Genomic DNA, 13,883 nt, shown 5'->3' on the forward strand with positions numbered 1-13,883 from the left:
CCTGGTCACCGCATCATCCGGAGACCGCCGCCGCGAACTTCACCGCGTCCCTGTCCTGCACGAACAGCGCCAGGGCCGCATCGACGGCGGCGCTGCGCCCGGTCCCGGCGACGACACCGTGGGTGAGCGAGCCCACCACCCGGGTCGCGCTGTCGGTCCACTCGGCGATCGCGAGCGCGAGATAGCCCGTGTACTTCGACTTGTCGGCGTCCAGCCGCGCCGGTACGGACCCCTTCTGCGGGTTGAACGCGTCCTGCCCGCTGACGGAGCCGCACTCGATCAGCCACTGCTCGGCGGCCCGGCGGTGCGGCGCGCCCCGGGGCAGCGTGAATGAGTCGGACAGGAAGTCGTAGACCTTGTCCGACCCCGGGCTCGCCACGACCGAGTAGCCCTCCTGGAAGACCAGGCCCTTGGTGCGCAGGTACGCGTCCGCCCAGTCACCCATGACGTTGTAGGCGGCGGTCCCGGCGACGACCTTGTCCAGCGCAGGCTGCCAGTCGCCGGCGGCGGTGGCGATGTCGGACTGGTCGAGGACCTTCACGAACAGCGTCAGCGCCTCCTGGACCGGTGCGCCCCTCCAGTCGGTCGCGCCGTTCCAGAGCCCGGTGTACCCGTCCGCGCCGAGCTCGCCGAGCAGGACGCACTCCAGCAGGTGCTTCTGGGTCCAGGCGGGGCCGATCGCCAGCGGCAGGATGCCCTTGACCTTCAGCGCCGCCGCCTGGGTCAGGAACTGCGACCAGTTCGCCGGCGGGGTCAGCCCGTGGCGCTTGAGGACCGCCGGGTTGTACCAGAGCAGGTTCGCCCTGTGGATGTTCACCGGCACCGAATAGATCTTGCCGTCGAACGTCAGCGCCTCGACCAGCCCCTTCGGCAGCCGCTCCCGCCAGCGCTGCTGGTCGTACAGGTACCGGATGTCCTCGACGTAGCCGGCCTCGATGTCGCTGTCGAGCTCGAGGCCGGCGTGCGCCTGGTACGAGTCCGGCGGGTCGTCGTTCTCCAGCCGGGTCGCCAGGACGGTCCGGGCGATCGTGCCGGCGCCGCCCGCGACGGCGGCATTGTCGAACTCGATGCCCGGGTTGCGCTGCCGGAAGTCCGCGACGAGCGCCTCCAGGCCCTCCTTCTCGCCCGGCCCGGCCCACCAGGAGAAGACCTCCACCTTGCCGGACCCGTCGTCGGCGGTCTCGTCCCCGGCGACCGAGCACGCTGGCAGTCCTAGGACCGCCAGGCCGCCAGCGACGAGCAGGGCCCTCCGGCTATATCCCACTTTTTCAGTATCTTCGCCGCGGACTGCTACGTCAGCGGTTCGGCGGCATCCAGTCAGAGTCGGGCGAGGACGGCCCCTGCCCGGGCGGCGGCTGCATGGCGTCCGGGAACTCCTCGCCGTACTGCTGCGGGTACGCCGGCGCCAGGCCGGCCTCGTTCGCCAGGATCGCCGTGGTCAGCGGCTCGACCCGGCCCCGCAGGTCCGCGTACGTCGTCAGGGTCAGCGTCGAGGTGAGCACCGCACCGGCCCGCGAGAACAGCTCCGCCACGACGGAGCCGATCACGACCGCGACGATGTAGGCGGTGCCGGCCGTGCCGAACAGGTCCCCCGACTCCGGGTCGAACGTGGGCCCGGCGGGCACCGACTGGATGATCTGGCTGACGATGTACGCCACGACCGCGATGCCGATGCTGATCCCGCCGATCGTCGCGATCCGGCTGATCGACGCGCCCAGGTCCTGGTGGAACAGCTTGAAGCAGCGGCTGATCGCCGACGAGCCCCGCTCGAACGTCACTACGGCCGGCAGCACCAGGAACACCGCGCTGAGGTAGATCGCCGGCAGGATGCAGGCGCAGATACCGACCACCACGATCAGACCGGCCAGCAGCTGCCATCCGAGCAGCGGGAACACCCGCCGCACCGCGAGCCCCAGCGCCGCACCGATCCGCGGCCGCAGCCCCGCCGCGACCGACACTGCCACGTGGTTGCACGCGATCGCCACCGCGAAGCTGACCAGAATGCCGAGGAACGCCCCGACGAGCAGCACCCCGAACAGCCCGAAGATCGGCCCGAGGTCCGGCGTGACGGCCTGCCCGGTGTCCGGGTCGACGGTCCGGCTCGCCCTGGCCAGGTCGTCCAGCACGCTCAGCATCAGCAGCGCCTGCGGCACGCTGAACAGCAGCGACAGCACCAACCCGATGAACTGCAGCACCGCGAGCGTCCGCCAGCCCTGCTGGAGGATCGCCAGGGACCGCCGCCACCAGCCGGCGTAGTCGGGGCTGACCAGCGGGTCACCGTCACCGATCTGCCCGTGGAACATCCCGCCCGTCGGCGTCGCCTGATAGATCACGTACGGCTGCGACGGGTCGTACTGCACCGGATACGGCTGCGACCGGTCATACCCGCCCGCCGGGTACTGGGGCACGCCCGGCTGGGCCGGATACCCGCCCGGCACGGCCTGCCCCGGGTAGCCCGGGCTGCCCGGGTATCCGGGCGGCGGGGCGACACCCGGCCCGGTCTCCCCCGGCGCCGACGGCCTGATCCCCGGCACCGCCCCGGCCGGCGGCACGGCGGGCGGAACGTGCTCCTCCGGCGGTGCGGTCTCCCGCTGCTGCTCAGCGTCCGCCGGCGGCACCGGCTCGGACGGCTGGGCCGGTCCCGTTGACTCGTCGGGCCCCGGGGGCTGGGTCATGGTTCCTCCGTATCGCGGACTGCGCCAGGCGGCACGACACAGAAGATAGGGCCACGCGGCACGAAACGCCGCCCCCTCCCGGGGGCAAACTGTCCCCGCCGGTCAGTTGACCAGACCGGAATAGACCGTAGTCAGCACGAAACCGGCAATCCACAGCCCGCCGCACCACCACGTGAGGCGAACCTCGGTTGCCCTGTCCTCGGCACGCAACGCCTTCACCGCAATGAGCGCGGCCGCCACCATCACCGCCAGGCTGGCAATCCACACGACCCAGGCCGCGGGCCCACGCTCAACCTTCGGCCCGTCGTCATCCAGCCCGAGGACCAACCGGATCAACGGCACCAGGAACAGCACGGTGAACGCGATCGTCACCTGCGCCACGGTCCGCCGCACCGGCCGCCACTGATCCCGCCGCGTCCCGCCCTCCGAGCCGTCCGCACCCCCGGCCCGCCCTGAACCCGCCCCGGAAACCGGGCCGGCGGCCGGCTCCGCTATTGCCCCCGCAGACGACCCTGAGGCCGACACCGCAGACGGCCCTGAGGATGGCACCGCAGGCGGCCCTGAAACCGGCTCCGCAACCGCCCCACCTGCTGGCGGCCCAGAAGCCGGCTCGGCGATTGGCCCCGCAGACGTTCCCTCCGACTTCGCGGCAGACGAGTCCGTCGACGCCGCGCCAGATGACTCCGCAGACGACTCCGGCGAGCCCCCAGCGGCCGGCTCCGCAGGCTCCGAGGGCCCAGTTAACCCCGATGCTGCCGACGAACCCGACGCGTCCGACCGATCCGGCGCCGCAGACGAACCCGACGCGTCCGACCGATCCGGCGCCGCAGACGAACCCGACGCGCCCGAAGGCCCAGACGCGCCTGAAGGCCCGGACGAGCCCGACGGCTCGGACGGCTCGGCGGGGTCAGTCACCGGACCGCCGCCGCGCGAAGCGGGGTGAAAACAGCTCCAGCAGCCGCACCGTCTCCTCGAACGGCAGCTGCCCCGGCGCCGGCCGCCCCCCGATCGCCGAATACGTGATCCGGGAGCCGAGCACCGGCAGCATGAGCCGGGACGCTGCGCCCTCGGCGCCCATGGCGATGACGATCACGCCGCGGTGCTGGTGGCGCAGGGTGAACTCGGTGAGGGTCCGCACGTCGTCGGGGCCGTGCGCCATCGTGCTGATCTTGACGAGGTCGGCGCCGGCGGCGAAGCCGTCCTCGGCGAGCGTGTCGAGGTGCGCCGCGGAGGGGGTCGCGGCGAAGTCGTGGTGCGACAGGATCACGAGCGTGCCGTGCGCGCGGGCGGCGGCGACGACACCGGGGCGGATCTCGGCGGAGGCGAGCTCGACGTCGACGGCGTCGACCTCGGGCATGATCGCCTCGTAGAGCCGGAGCCGCCCGGGCTCGTCACCCGCCCAGTAGCCCCCCTCGTCCTTGGAGCGGACCGTGGCGAGGGTCGGCACCCCGGCGAACGGCCGGATCTGCCGCAGCGCGTGGTCGGGCTGGGTCGAGGCATACCAGTCGACGCGCAGCTCGGCGACGTCGACGCGCCGGTCCCGGGCACGCGCCGCGTCCCGCTCGGCGTCCTCGTCGCCGAAGCTGACCGCGACCAGCGGCACCTCTTCGGCGAGCCGCTCCCGCAGCGTTGCCATCCAGCACTCCCCCCGCGCTCCCGGTCGACGACAGGGGGAGTCTACGTGCCGGGTACGACACCTATCACCGTCGGCGGCGAAGGGTCCGCTCGTAGTCCTGGAAGCGGGCCTTGGCGATCACCGAACGGTCCGGGGCGCGCAGGACCAGGCCCTCGGCGCGGCCCGAGACGCCGTCGAGCCCGACGAGGGTGGCCGGCAGGGTGGCGGTCAGCAGCTCGTGCATGCCCTCGATCGCGGACGGCAGCTCGGCGCCGGGCCGGTGCCACAGCCTCGGGGTGAGCTCCAGCCCGGCCGACGCGGCAAGGGTGACGAGGGCGTCCTCGGGCACCCACGGCTGGCCGCCGGACTCCCGCCACGCCGAGATCCGCGCGGGCGACCAGGTCAGCGGCTCGCGCCACTCGGTCAGGTCGGCCACGTCGAAGAGACGCCACCCGAAGCGCGCCGGGTCCCGGGTGTACTGCTTCGCCGCGCCACCGACCTTCCCGCCGTACAGCTCCAGGTAGTACACCCGGATGCCGTCACCGGCGGGCAGCTGGGCAGCGACCGGCTTGAGCTGCTCGACGATGCCGAGGGCGGGGTTGCCGATGAGGTCGCCCTTGGCGTACAGCAGCTCCTCCCGCGACCCGATGAGGTAGGACCCGTCGGGCAGCAGGACGAGACGGCTGTTGGTGCCGTCGACCTTCTCCGTCGCGACGACCTCCCCGGGAAACACCGTCGCAGGGGAGGTCAGGCCCCCGTCGCGGGGGTCCAGGGTGTGGTACGTGGCGATCGACGGGTACTTCGTCAGCGAGTTGAGCAGCCGCAGATCGGCCGCGCGGACATCGAACATCGCCACATCATCCGCGACAAAATTCGCGGGCGTCATCCGGATATCCGCTGCTACCGTTCCGGCACAAGATGTCCCGCCGTGGTGACCCGGTGCGCAGACGCCGGATACTTCGACTACTAATCGAGAGGTCGCAGGTTCGACTCCTGCCGTCCCGGCTCATCGGGGCGTAGCTCAGCGGATAGAGCACTTTGTGCCGGCGCCGCCTTGATCTCGGGTCACCACGACGGGGCATCTTCATGTCGTTTTCAGGCCCGGGGAGGGTGATTCAAGAATGGCGAAGTTCAACAGGCAGCAGACCCGGCCGCGGCGCCCCGACGGTGTCACCTACCAGGGTGGCCCGGGCTACTCGCGGGACCTCATGTCGGAGCTGTTCCTGCTCGCGGTGACCAACATGGTCGGCGAGCAGACGTTCTACGAGTCGGCCGGCGACCGTGACCAGCGCTACCGTGAGCTGCTCGGCGCCGCCGCGGTCGCGCACCCGCAGTGGACGGCGCGGTTCCTGCGCTGGCTGCGCGGCGGGGCGAACCTGCGCACCGCGTCGCTGGTCGGCGCCGCCGAATACGTCCGGGCGCGCCTCGCCGCGGGCCTGGTGAACGGCACCGGCGAGCACCGGCAGGTCGTCGCCGACGTCCTGCAGCGCGCCGACGAGCCGGGCGAGCTGCTCGCCTACTGGACGTCGCGCTACGGCCGGGCGGTGCCCAAGCCGGTGAAGCGGGGCGTCGCGGACGCGGCCACGCGGCTGTACACCGAGCGCAACCTGCTCAAGTACGACACCGCGAGCCACGCGTTCCGCTTCGGTGACGTGCTCGACCTGACCCACCCGGCCCCGGTCCGCGACGCGCAGGGCGACCTGTTCACGTTCGCGCTCGACCGCCGGCACAACCGGCCCGAGCCGCGCGTGGCCGCGTCGCTCACGATGGTCGCCGCCAACGCGGCGCTGCGTGCCGCCGCGGCCGAGGACCCGGCGGTCCTGCTGGACCCCGACCGGCTCCGTGCCGCCGGCATGACCTGGGAGGACGCGCTGTCGCTGGGCGGTTCCCGGCTGCCCAAGGACCGCCTGTGGGAGGCGCTCATCCCGTCGATGGGGTACATGGCGAAGCTGCGCAACCTGCGCAACTTCGACCAGGCGGGCGTGTCCGACGCGGTCGCGGCGACGGTCGCGGCGCAGCTGGCGGACCCGGCCGAGGTGGCCCGGTCGCGGCAGCTGCCGATGCGGTTCCTGTCGGCGTACCGGGCGGCGCCGTCGCTGCGGTGGGCATGGGCGCTGGAGAAGGCGCTGAACCTCAGCCTGGCGAGCATCCCGGAGCTGCCGGGCGACACGCTGATCCTGATCGACACGTCGGGTTCGATGGACTCGGTGTTCTCCAAGGACGGCACGCTGCGGCGCTGGGACGCGGCGGTGATCTTCGGGCTGGCGCTGGCCCTGCGGTGCGCCCGGGCCACGGTCGTGTCGTTCTCGACCCGGACCACGGTGTTCCCGCATCAGCGGGGCGAGTCGCTGCTGCGCGGGATCGACCGGTTCAAGGCGAAGGGGCACTTCCACAACGGCGGCACCAACACGGCCTCGGCGGTGCGGGCGCACTACCGCAAGCAGGACCGCGTGGTGATCCTGACCGACGAGCAGGCGTCCTACGACGGCGACGTGTCCACGTCGGTGCCGGCGACGGTGCCGCTGTTCACCTGGAACCTGGCCGGGTACCGGATGGGCCACACCCCGCAGGTGCGCAACCGCTGGACGTTCGGCGGCCTCACCGACGCCGGGTTCGGCATGATCCGGCTGCTCGAGGCCGGCGACCGCGGTGAGTGGCCCTTCTAGTCGGCTTGAGTGCGGCGCTTGCGCCGCATGGGGGGTGTGGGGTGGGAACCCCCCACGGAACCGCTGGCGAAGCCGACGGAGCTAGCCGAAGGCACGGAACCGCTGGCGAAGCCGACGGAGCTAGCCGGCTCGAGTGCGGCGCTTGCGCCGCATGGGGGGTGTGGGGTGGGAACCCCCCACGGAACCGCTGGCGAAGCCGACGGAGCTAGTCGGCTTGAGTGCGGCGCTTGCGCCGCATGGGGGGTGTGGGGTGGGAACCCCCCACGGAACCGCTGGCGAAGCCGACGGAGCTAGCGACTGAACAGGCCGATGGTTTCGAAGTGCTGGGTCATCGGGAAGCTGTCGAAGGCGCGGACCTGCGACAGCTCGTAGCCGAGGCCCATGAGAGAAGCCGTGTCGCGGGCGAACGCGGCCGGGTCGCACGCGACGTAGGCGATGGCCCGCGGCGACCTGGCCGCGATCGACCCGACCACCTCGCGGCCGGCGCCGGCCCGGGGCGGGTCGAGCACGACCAGGTCGACGCTGCGCCAGCGCGGGTTGGCGATCGTGGCAGCCACATCGCCGTTGACGAAGCGGACGGTGGGCAGGTCGCGCAGGGCCTTGCGGCCGGCGGCGACGGCGCGGCGGTCGCCTTCCACGACGGTGACGGGCCCGCAGTGCGGCGCAAGCGTGGCCGCGAAGAGCCCGACGCCGCCGTACAGGTCCCAGGCCCGCTCCCCTGGCGCCGGTCGCAGCATCTCCAGGACCGTGCCGGTGAAGGCGTCGACGGCGTGCGGGTGGACCTGCCAGAACCCGCCGGCGTCGATGCTCCAGTCGTGCCCGGCGGCGACCTCGCGGACGCGCACGGGCGGGCCGGTGAGCGCACCGCTGCGGGCCGCCCGGGTCAGCACCGCGGTCTCCCCACCGGACGCGGCGACGGCCTCGACGGTCGAGCCCGCCGGCCAGCGTTGCGTCGTGACGGGCAGCGCCTGGATCGCCGGGTGCGCGATCCTGCACCGGTCGACGGGGACGATCTCGCCGGAGCGGTGCCGGTGGAACCCGGCCCGTCCGTCGTCGTCGACGGCGTACTGCACGCGGGTCCGCCAGCCGAGGGCACCCCCGGGGAGAGGCTCCACCGGTACCGACGCGGAAAACGCTGCAAGCCGGGCCAGTTGCTCACCGAGGACCTGGGATTTCAGGCGACGCTGCGCGGCGGGGTCGACGTGCTGCCAGTCGCAGCCGCCGCAGGCGCCGGGACCCGAGAACGGGCACGGCGGGATGACCCGGTCCGGCGACGGCAGCAGGATCTCGACGGCGTCGGCGCGCAGGTAGCCCTTGCGTTCGTCGGTGATCCGGGCCAGCACCCGCTCCCCCGGCAACGCGTGCCGGACGAAGATCACCCGGCCTTCGTGCCGCGCGACGCAGTGCCCGCCATGGGCGACCGCCCCGACCTCGAGCTCCAGCACCGTCATTCGGCGGGTGTTTCCGGTGTACGGCGTGGTCCGCGCTGTGGTCCGCGGGTGAACGCGGCGTCGAGCTTGGCGATGTCCACGTCGTCGATGGAGCTGAGCTGCCACGGGACGCTGGTCACCATCACGCCCGGCTCGAACAGCAGGCGGCCCTTGAGGCGCAGCGCGCTCTGGTTGTGCAGCAGGTGCTCCCACCAGCGCCCGACCACGTATTCGGGGATGAAGACGGTGACCACGTCGCGGGGCGAGTCGCGGCGCTTCGAGCGGACGAAGTCCAGGATCGGGCGGGTGATCTCGCGGTACGGGCTGTCCACGACCGTCAGCGGTGCCGGGATGCCACGGCGCTCCCACTCCGCCTGCAGGTTGCGGGTGTCGTGGTCGTCGACGTTGACCGTCAGCGCGGTCAGCGAGTCGGGCCGGGTGGCCTGCGCGTACGCGACGGCCCGCAGCGTCGGGCGGTGCACCTTGCTGACCAGGACCACGGCGTGGTTGCGCGACGGCAGGACTGGCCGGTCCTCGGACGGGGTCAGCTCGCGGGCGACGGTGTCGTAGTGCTTCTTGATGCCGACCATCAGGAAGTAGATGACGATCATCGCGATGATGGCGATGTACGCGCCGAGCAGGAACTTCGTGATGAGCACGACGATGAGCACGGCGCTGGTCATGCTCAGGCCGATCATGTTGATCGTCCGGGACCGGATCATGCGGGCCCGGGTGCCCTTGTCGCGCACGCTGCGCAGCAGCCGGTTCCAGTGCCGGATCATGCCGGCCTGCGACAGCGTGAACGACACGAACACGCCGACGATGTACAGCTGGATGAGCCGGGTCACCTCGCCCTGGAAGCCGACGATGAGGACCATCGCGGCGAGGGCCAGCAGGATGATGCCGTTGGAGAACGCCAGCCGGTCGCCACGGGTGTGCAGCTGGCGGGGCAGGTAGCGGTCCTGGGCGAGGATCGAGCCGAGCACCGGGAAGCCGTTGAACGCGGTGTTGGCCGCGAGGAACAGGATCAGTGCGGTGATGACGGCGACGACGTACAGCATGATCGAGCCGGAGCCGAACACCGTCTCGCCGAGCTGGGTGGTGACCGTCTTCTGCACGTAGTCGTGCGGGCCGCTGACGATCTGGCGGGCGGGGTCCTCGACGTACTGCAGGCCGGTCTTGCGCGCCAGCAGGATGATGCCGAGCAGCATGGTGATCGAGATCGAGCCGAGCAGCAGCAGGGTGGTCGCCGCGTTGCGGCTCTTGGGCTCCTTGAACGCGGGCACGCCGTTGGAGATCGCCTCCACGCCGGTGAGCGCGGCGCAGCCGGATGAGAAGGTCCGCAGCAGCAGGAACGCCATCGCCCAGGCGTTGAGGTTGGTCTGCTCGGCCTCGATCTCCAGCCCGGCGCTCGGCGCGTGCAGGTCATCGCCCAGGACGAAGATCCTGAAGAAGCCCGTGAGGATCATGCCGATCATCACGATCATGAACCCGTAGGTGGGGATCGCGAACGCGCTGCCGGACTCCCGGATGCCCCGCAGGTTCAGGGCGGTCAGGACGGCGATCGCGATGATCGCGATGGCGACCTTGTGCGTGGCGACCCACGGCACGACCGACCCGAGGTTGGCCACGCCGGACGCGGTCGACACGGCCACGGTCAGCACGTAGTCGACGAGCAGCGCGCTGGCCACCGCGACCCCGAACCGCGGCCCGAGGTTGACCGAGGCCACCTCGTAGTCGCCGCCGCCGGACGGATAGGCGTGCACGTTCTGCCGGTAGCTCGCGACGACCGTGAGCATCACCACGGCGACGGCCAGACCGACCCACGGGGACACCAGCAGGGTGCTGGCACCCGCGATCGACAGCGTCAGCAGGATCTCGTCGGGGGCGTAGGCGACCGACGAGAGCGCGTCGGAGGCGAACACGGGAAGGGCGATGCGCTTGGGGAGCAGCGTGTGTTTCAGCCGGTCCGAGCGGAACGGTCGGCCCAGGAGCAGCCGCTTCATCAGGGAGGTGGGACTGGCCACGACCGCTAAGCGTACGGGTCCCGCGGCTGCCGGATGCACCGGTCCGGTCCGCGCATGGCATCCTCAACACGAGTGCCGCACACATCGGAGGCGTTACGTGCACGTGGTGATCATGGGGTGCGGGCGCGTGGGCTCGACCCTCGCACTGAGCCTCGAACAACGTGGCCACTCGGTCGCGGTGATCGATTCCGACGCCGACGCCTTCCGCCGCCTCGGCGGCGACTTCACCGGCGCCACCGTCACCGGCGTCGGCTTCGACCGCGACGTGCTGATCTCCGCGGGCATCGAGCGCGCCGACGCCTTCGCCGCGGTCTCCTCCGGCGACAACTCCAACATCATCTCCGCCCGGGTCGCCCGCGAGACGTTCGGGGTCGAACGGGTCGTCGCCCGCATCTACGACCCGAAGCGCGCCGAGGTGTACGAGCGGCTCGGCATCCCCACGGTCGCCACCGTCCGCTGGACCGCGGACCGCATGCTGCGCCACCTGGTCCCCGAGGGCAACGTGGAGATCTGGCGCGACCCGACCAGCACGGTGTCCATCATGGAGATCCCGATGCACCCCGACTGGATCGGCCGCTCCGTCGGCGACCTGGAGGCCCGCAGCGGCACCCGCCTGGCCTACCTGATGCGCTTCGGCCTGGCCATGCTCCCCACCGCGTCGACCGTGATCCAGGACGGCGACCTCGCCTTCCTGCTCGTCACCGACGAGATGGTCGCCTCAGTGACAAAGGTCACCGGGTCCGCTCCCGAAGGGGGACACTGATCATGCGGATCGCCATCGCCGGTGCCGGCAACGTCGGCCGCTCCATCGCCACCGAGCTCGTCGACAACGGCCACCAGGTCATGCTCATCGAGCGCGTCCCCCGCATGGTCCGCCCCGAGCGCGTCCCCGCCGCCGAGTGGATCCTCGCCGACGCCTGCGAGCTGTCCTCCCTGCAGGAGGCCGACCTGTCCTCCTGCGACGTGGTCGTCGCTGCCACCGGCGACGACAAGGTCAACCTGGTCGTGTCGCTGCTGGCCAAGACCGAGTTCGCGGTGCCACGGGTCGTCGCCCGCATCAACCGCGCCGAGAACGAGTGGCTCTTCAACGAGCAGTGGGGCGTCGACGTCTCCGTCAGCAAGCCCCGCCTCATGGCCGCCCTGGTCGAGGAGGCCGTCTCCGTCGGCGACCTGGTCCGCCTGATGACGTTCCGCCAGTCCGAGGCCAACCTCGTGGAGATCACGCTGCCGGAGACCGCGCCGTACGTCGGCCACCCGGTCCGCGACGTGCCGCTCCCGCACGACTCGGCGCTGGTCGCCATCCTGCGCGGCAAGCGCGTCCTGGTCCCCACCCCGGACGACCCCCTGGAGGCCGGCGACGAACTGGTCTTCGTCGTCACCTCGGAGATGGAGGACTCGGTCCGCGCCGTGATCCTGGGCGCCGACTCGGTCGAGAACACCCGCAAGAAGCGCGGGCCCCAGTTCAGCCACTAGCTGCTGTTCCTGGCTTCGGACGGCTGCCGCCGCCGGCGGCCAGGGGGTTCCCGCAACACGCGCGGGCGCGCCGCAACCGAACGACCCCGGCGCAAGGTGTCCGAGCCTCACGACACGTCTCACATCCGATCCGCGGAAAAGAGACCCTTCATCCCGGCCGCCGCGTGTCGTGCGCTGCGCGCCGCCTTGATCGAAGTCGTATGGGGGTCGTCCGAACAGCCGCAGGGCGACTTCGATCAACGGGCCGTGATCAACATCGGTAACCGCACCTCGGGCAGCAGCGGCCGCACATGATTGCGCCGAACGTCGCGCCGCTGTCGACCCATGATCGAAGTCGCCGGGCGGCCGTTCGAACAGCCACGAGGCAACTTCGATCAACCAACCATGATCAACACCTGCGACCCGCGGCCCGGCCCGGCCCGGCCCGGAGACCCGACCACCGGCGCGAGCACTCCGGCACGCGGGCCGTCACCCCGCCGCGCGGCCGTGATCAACGCTGCGTGGCGGTCGCACTGGTGACCACGGGGCGACTTCGATCAACCAGCCGTGATCAACATCCGCAACCACACTCGGGCAGCAGCGGCCGCACATGATTGCGCCGAACGTCGCGCCGCTGTCGACCCATGATCGAAGTCGCCGGGCGGCCGTTCGAACAGCCGCAGGGCGACTTCGATCAACCGGCCGTGATCAGCACCTGCGGTCCGCGGCCAGTCCAGGCCCGAAGGCGCGGTCGCTGGCCAGAGCCTCCCGCACGCGGGCCGTCACCCCGTCGCGATCAGCGTCCGCGACCGCGACGACCTGCGGCAGCGGCACGCCCGCTGGGGTCAGTCGGCGGGGCGGACGACCTCGACCGGGGCCGGCTCGGTGGCGCGGATGATGCGGCGGGCCTGCCAGACCGTCAGGGCGGCCAGGAGGGCATACGGCGGCCAGCCGAGGGCGAGCCGGGCGACGCCGAGCAGGTCGGCGGCGTCCTCGCGCCAGAGCTGGATCTGCACGCCGAGCTTTGCCAGGTAGACGACCGCCCACAGCACGGTGAGCCAGGCGAAGGCGCGCCGGAGCCGGGCATTGTCGCGCCAGCGGGTCTCGCCCTTGTCGAGCATGACGGACCAGAGCCAGCCGACAAGGGGGCGGCGGAACGCGACGGAGGCGAGCATGCCGATCGCGTACGCGGCGGTGAGCGCCATGCCGGGCAGGTAGATGTCCTTGGCGTCGCCGCTCTTCCAGGCGAGGTAGGCGCCGATGGCGATGCCGAACACGCCGTTGATGGCGTGGCGGATCGACTCGCGGCGGCTCAGCCGGTACGCGGCCATCGACAGCGCCGCGCCGACGGCCACGATGAGCGACGTGCGCAGCGACCACCAGTTGAAGTGGTCGCCCAGGAAGTTGACCACGATGAAGAGCGTGATCGGGATGCTCGACTCGATGAGGCCGCGCACCCCGCCCAGCTGCTCGGACATCTGCACCGAGAAGGGTGGCAGTGGTGCCTCTTCGTCGGCGTCCGCGGTCTTACCTGGCTGCATCCGGCCTCATCTTGGTGTGTCGAGCTCGTAATACGGGTTGTAGAGCACCTTACGGCCGTCGCGGACCGCGATGCGCCCCTTCGCCGTGATCGCTCGACCGGGCTCGATACCGGCGATGTGCCGGCGCCCCAGGAACACCAGGGTCACCAGGTCACTGCCGTCGAACAGCTCCGCTTCGAGGGTGGGCAGGTTGGTGCGCGGGGTGTAGACCACCGTGCGTAGCCGGCCCTTCAGGCTCACGACCTGACCGCGGCGGCAGGCGAGGGCGGGCATGCTGCCGCACTGCTTGGCGTCGCGTTGCAGTTCTTCGGCGTCGAGCTCCGCCTCGCTGGCGGTCAGGCGGCGGAAGAACTTCCGCAACCCTCGCGCCTGCTCGACGGACGTATCGACGTCTTTCTCACTGTCCGTGGTCATGATGTCGGTGCCACCCTCCTTGGCCAGACATGACACCTCACTACGACGGTACAGCTCATGGTC

The 13,883-nt window shown here is 71.4% G+C and carries 12 protein-coding genes; 3 read left to right on the top strand and 9 right to left on the bottom strand.

Annotated elements, in window-relative coordinates; genetic code table 11:
* Window positions 1-13: 13 nt before the first annotated feature.
* The 5 genes from OHA72_RS63560 to OHA72_RS63580 form a co-directional block, all read right to left on the bottom strand.
* Complete coding sequence (locus OHA72_RS63560; RefSeq protein WP_327005643.1) at window positions 14-1,264, bottom strand: ABC transporter substrate-binding protein; 1,251 nt, start codon at window positions 1,262-1,264, stop codon at window positions 14-16.
* A gap of 31 nt (window positions 1,265-1,295) precedes the next feature.
* A complete protein-coding gene (locus OHA72_RS63565) occupies window positions 1,296-2,675 on the bottom strand; it encodes a hypothetical protein (protein WP_327005644.1) in 1,380 nt (459 codons plus the stop codon).
* Between the two features lie 102 nt (window positions 2,676-2,777).
* Entirely contained in the window at window positions 2,778-3,047 is a 270-nt protein-coding gene (locus OHA72_RS63570; RefSeq protein WP_327005645.1) for a hypothetical protein, read from the bottom strand.
* Between the two features lie 535 nt (window positions 3,048-3,582).
* A complete protein-coding gene (gene aroD, locus OHA72_RS63575) occupies window positions 3,583-4,311 on the bottom strand; it encodes a type I 3-dehydroquinate dehydratase (protein WP_327005646.1) in 729 nt (242 codons plus the stop codon).
* Window positions 4,312-4,375: 64 nt separating this feature from the next.
* Window positions 4,376-5,140 carry an RNA ligase family protein gene (locus tag OHA72_RS63580; RefSeq protein WP_327005647.1) on the bottom strand — a complete coding sequence of 255 codons (765 nt, stop codon included), beginning with the start codon at window positions 5,138-5,140 and terminating at the stop codon, window positions 4,376-4,378.
* A 271-nt stretch (window positions 5,141-5,411) separates the two neighbouring features.
* Between OHA72_RS63580 and OHA72_RS63585 the strand changes: the two genes are divergently transcribed.
* Window positions 5,412-6,956, top strand: a complete 1,545-nt coding sequence (locus tag OHA72_RS63585) for a TROVE domain-containing protein (protein ID WP_327005648.1) — start codon at window positions 5,412-5,414, stop codon at window positions 6,954-6,956.
* A 290-nt stretch (window positions 6,957-7,246) separates the two neighbouring features.
* On the opposite strand, the gene OHA72_RS63590 is transcribed toward OHA72_RS63585, so the two are convergent.
* Window positions 7,247-8,407, bottom strand: coding sequence for a class I SAM-dependent RNA methyltransferase (locus OHA72_RS63590; RefSeq protein WP_327005649.1), 1,161 nt, complete (start codon window positions 8,405-8,407; stop codon window positions 7,247-7,249).
* Window positions 8,404-10,413, bottom strand: a complete 2,010-nt coding sequence (locus tag OHA72_RS63595; protein WP_327005650.1) for an APC family permease — start codon at window positions 10,411-10,413, stop codon at window positions 8,404-8,406. The genes OHA72_RS63590 and OHA72_RS63595 overlap by 4 nt, the downstream gene beginning before the upstream one ends.
* Before the next feature lie 97 nt (window positions 10,414-10,510).
* On the opposite strand from OHA72_RS63595, the gene OHA72_RS63600 reads away from it, so the two are divergent.
* Window positions 10,511-11,176: a potassium channel family protein gene (locus tag OHA72_RS63600; protein WP_327005651.1), complete on the top strand. Its 666-nt coding sequence runs from the start codon at window positions 10,511-10,513 to the stop codon at window positions 11,174-11,176.
* Complete coding sequence (locus OHA72_RS63605) at window positions 11,173-11,886, top strand: potassium channel family protein (protein ID WP_327011935.1); 714 nt, start codon at window positions 11,173-11,175, stop codon at window positions 11,884-11,886. Before OHA72_RS63600 ends, OHA72_RS63605 begins: the two co-directional genes overlap by 4 nt.
* An 824-nt stretch (window positions 11,887-12,710) precedes the next feature.
* Here the strand turns inward: OHA72_RS63605 and OHA72_RS63610 are convergent.
* Both OHA72_RS63610 and OHA72_RS63615 read right to left on the bottom strand, forming a co-directional pair.
* Window positions 12,711-13,406, bottom strand: a complete 696-nt coding sequence (locus OHA72_RS63610) for a DUF3159 domain-containing protein (RefSeq protein ID WP_327005652.1) — start codon at window positions 13,404-13,406, stop codon at window positions 12,711-12,713.
* Window positions 13,407-13,412: 6 nt separating this feature from the next.
* Complete coding sequence (locus tag OHA72_RS63615; RefSeq protein ID WP_327005653.1) at window positions 13,413-13,820, bottom strand: OB-fold nucleic acid binding domain-containing protein; 408 nt, start codon at window positions 13,818-13,820, stop codon at window positions 13,413-13,415.
* Window positions 13,821-13,883: the final 63 nt, after the last annotated feature.

It is taken from the genome of Dactylosporangium sp. NBC_01737 (assembly GCF_035963215.1).
GTDB lineage: Bacteria > Actinomycetota > Actinomycetes > Mycobacteriales > Micromonosporaceae > Dactylosporangium.

Coding starts and splice junctions, on each gene's coding strand:
- OHA72_RS63615 (WP_327005653.1), bottom strand. CDS start 13,820: ATGACCACGGACAGTGAGAAAGACGTCGATACGTCCGTCGAGCAGGCG.
- OHA72_RS63565 (WP_327005644.1), bottom strand. CDS start 2,675: ATGACCCAGCCCCCGGGGCCCGACGAGTCAACGGGACCGGCCCAGCCG.
- OHA72_RS63610 (WP_327005652.1), bottom strand. CDS start 13,406: ATGCAGCCAGGTAAGACCGCGGACGCCGACGAAGAGGCACCACTGCCA.
- OHA72_RS63585 (WP_327005648.1), top strand. CDS start 5,412: ATGGCGAAGTTCAACAGGCAGCAGACCCGGCCGCGGCGCCCCGACGGT.
- aroD (WP_327005646.1), bottom strand. CDS start 4,311: ATGGCAACGCTGCGGGAGCGGCTCGCCGAAGAGGTGCCGCTGGTCGCG.
- OHA72_RS63590 (WP_327005649.1), bottom strand. CDS start 8,407: ATGACGGTGCTGGAGCTCGAGGTCGGGGCGGTCGCCCATGGCGGGCAC.
- OHA72_RS63580 (WP_327005647.1), bottom strand. CDS start 5,140: ATGTTCGATGTCCGCGCGGCCGATCTGCGGCTGCTCAACTCGCTGACG.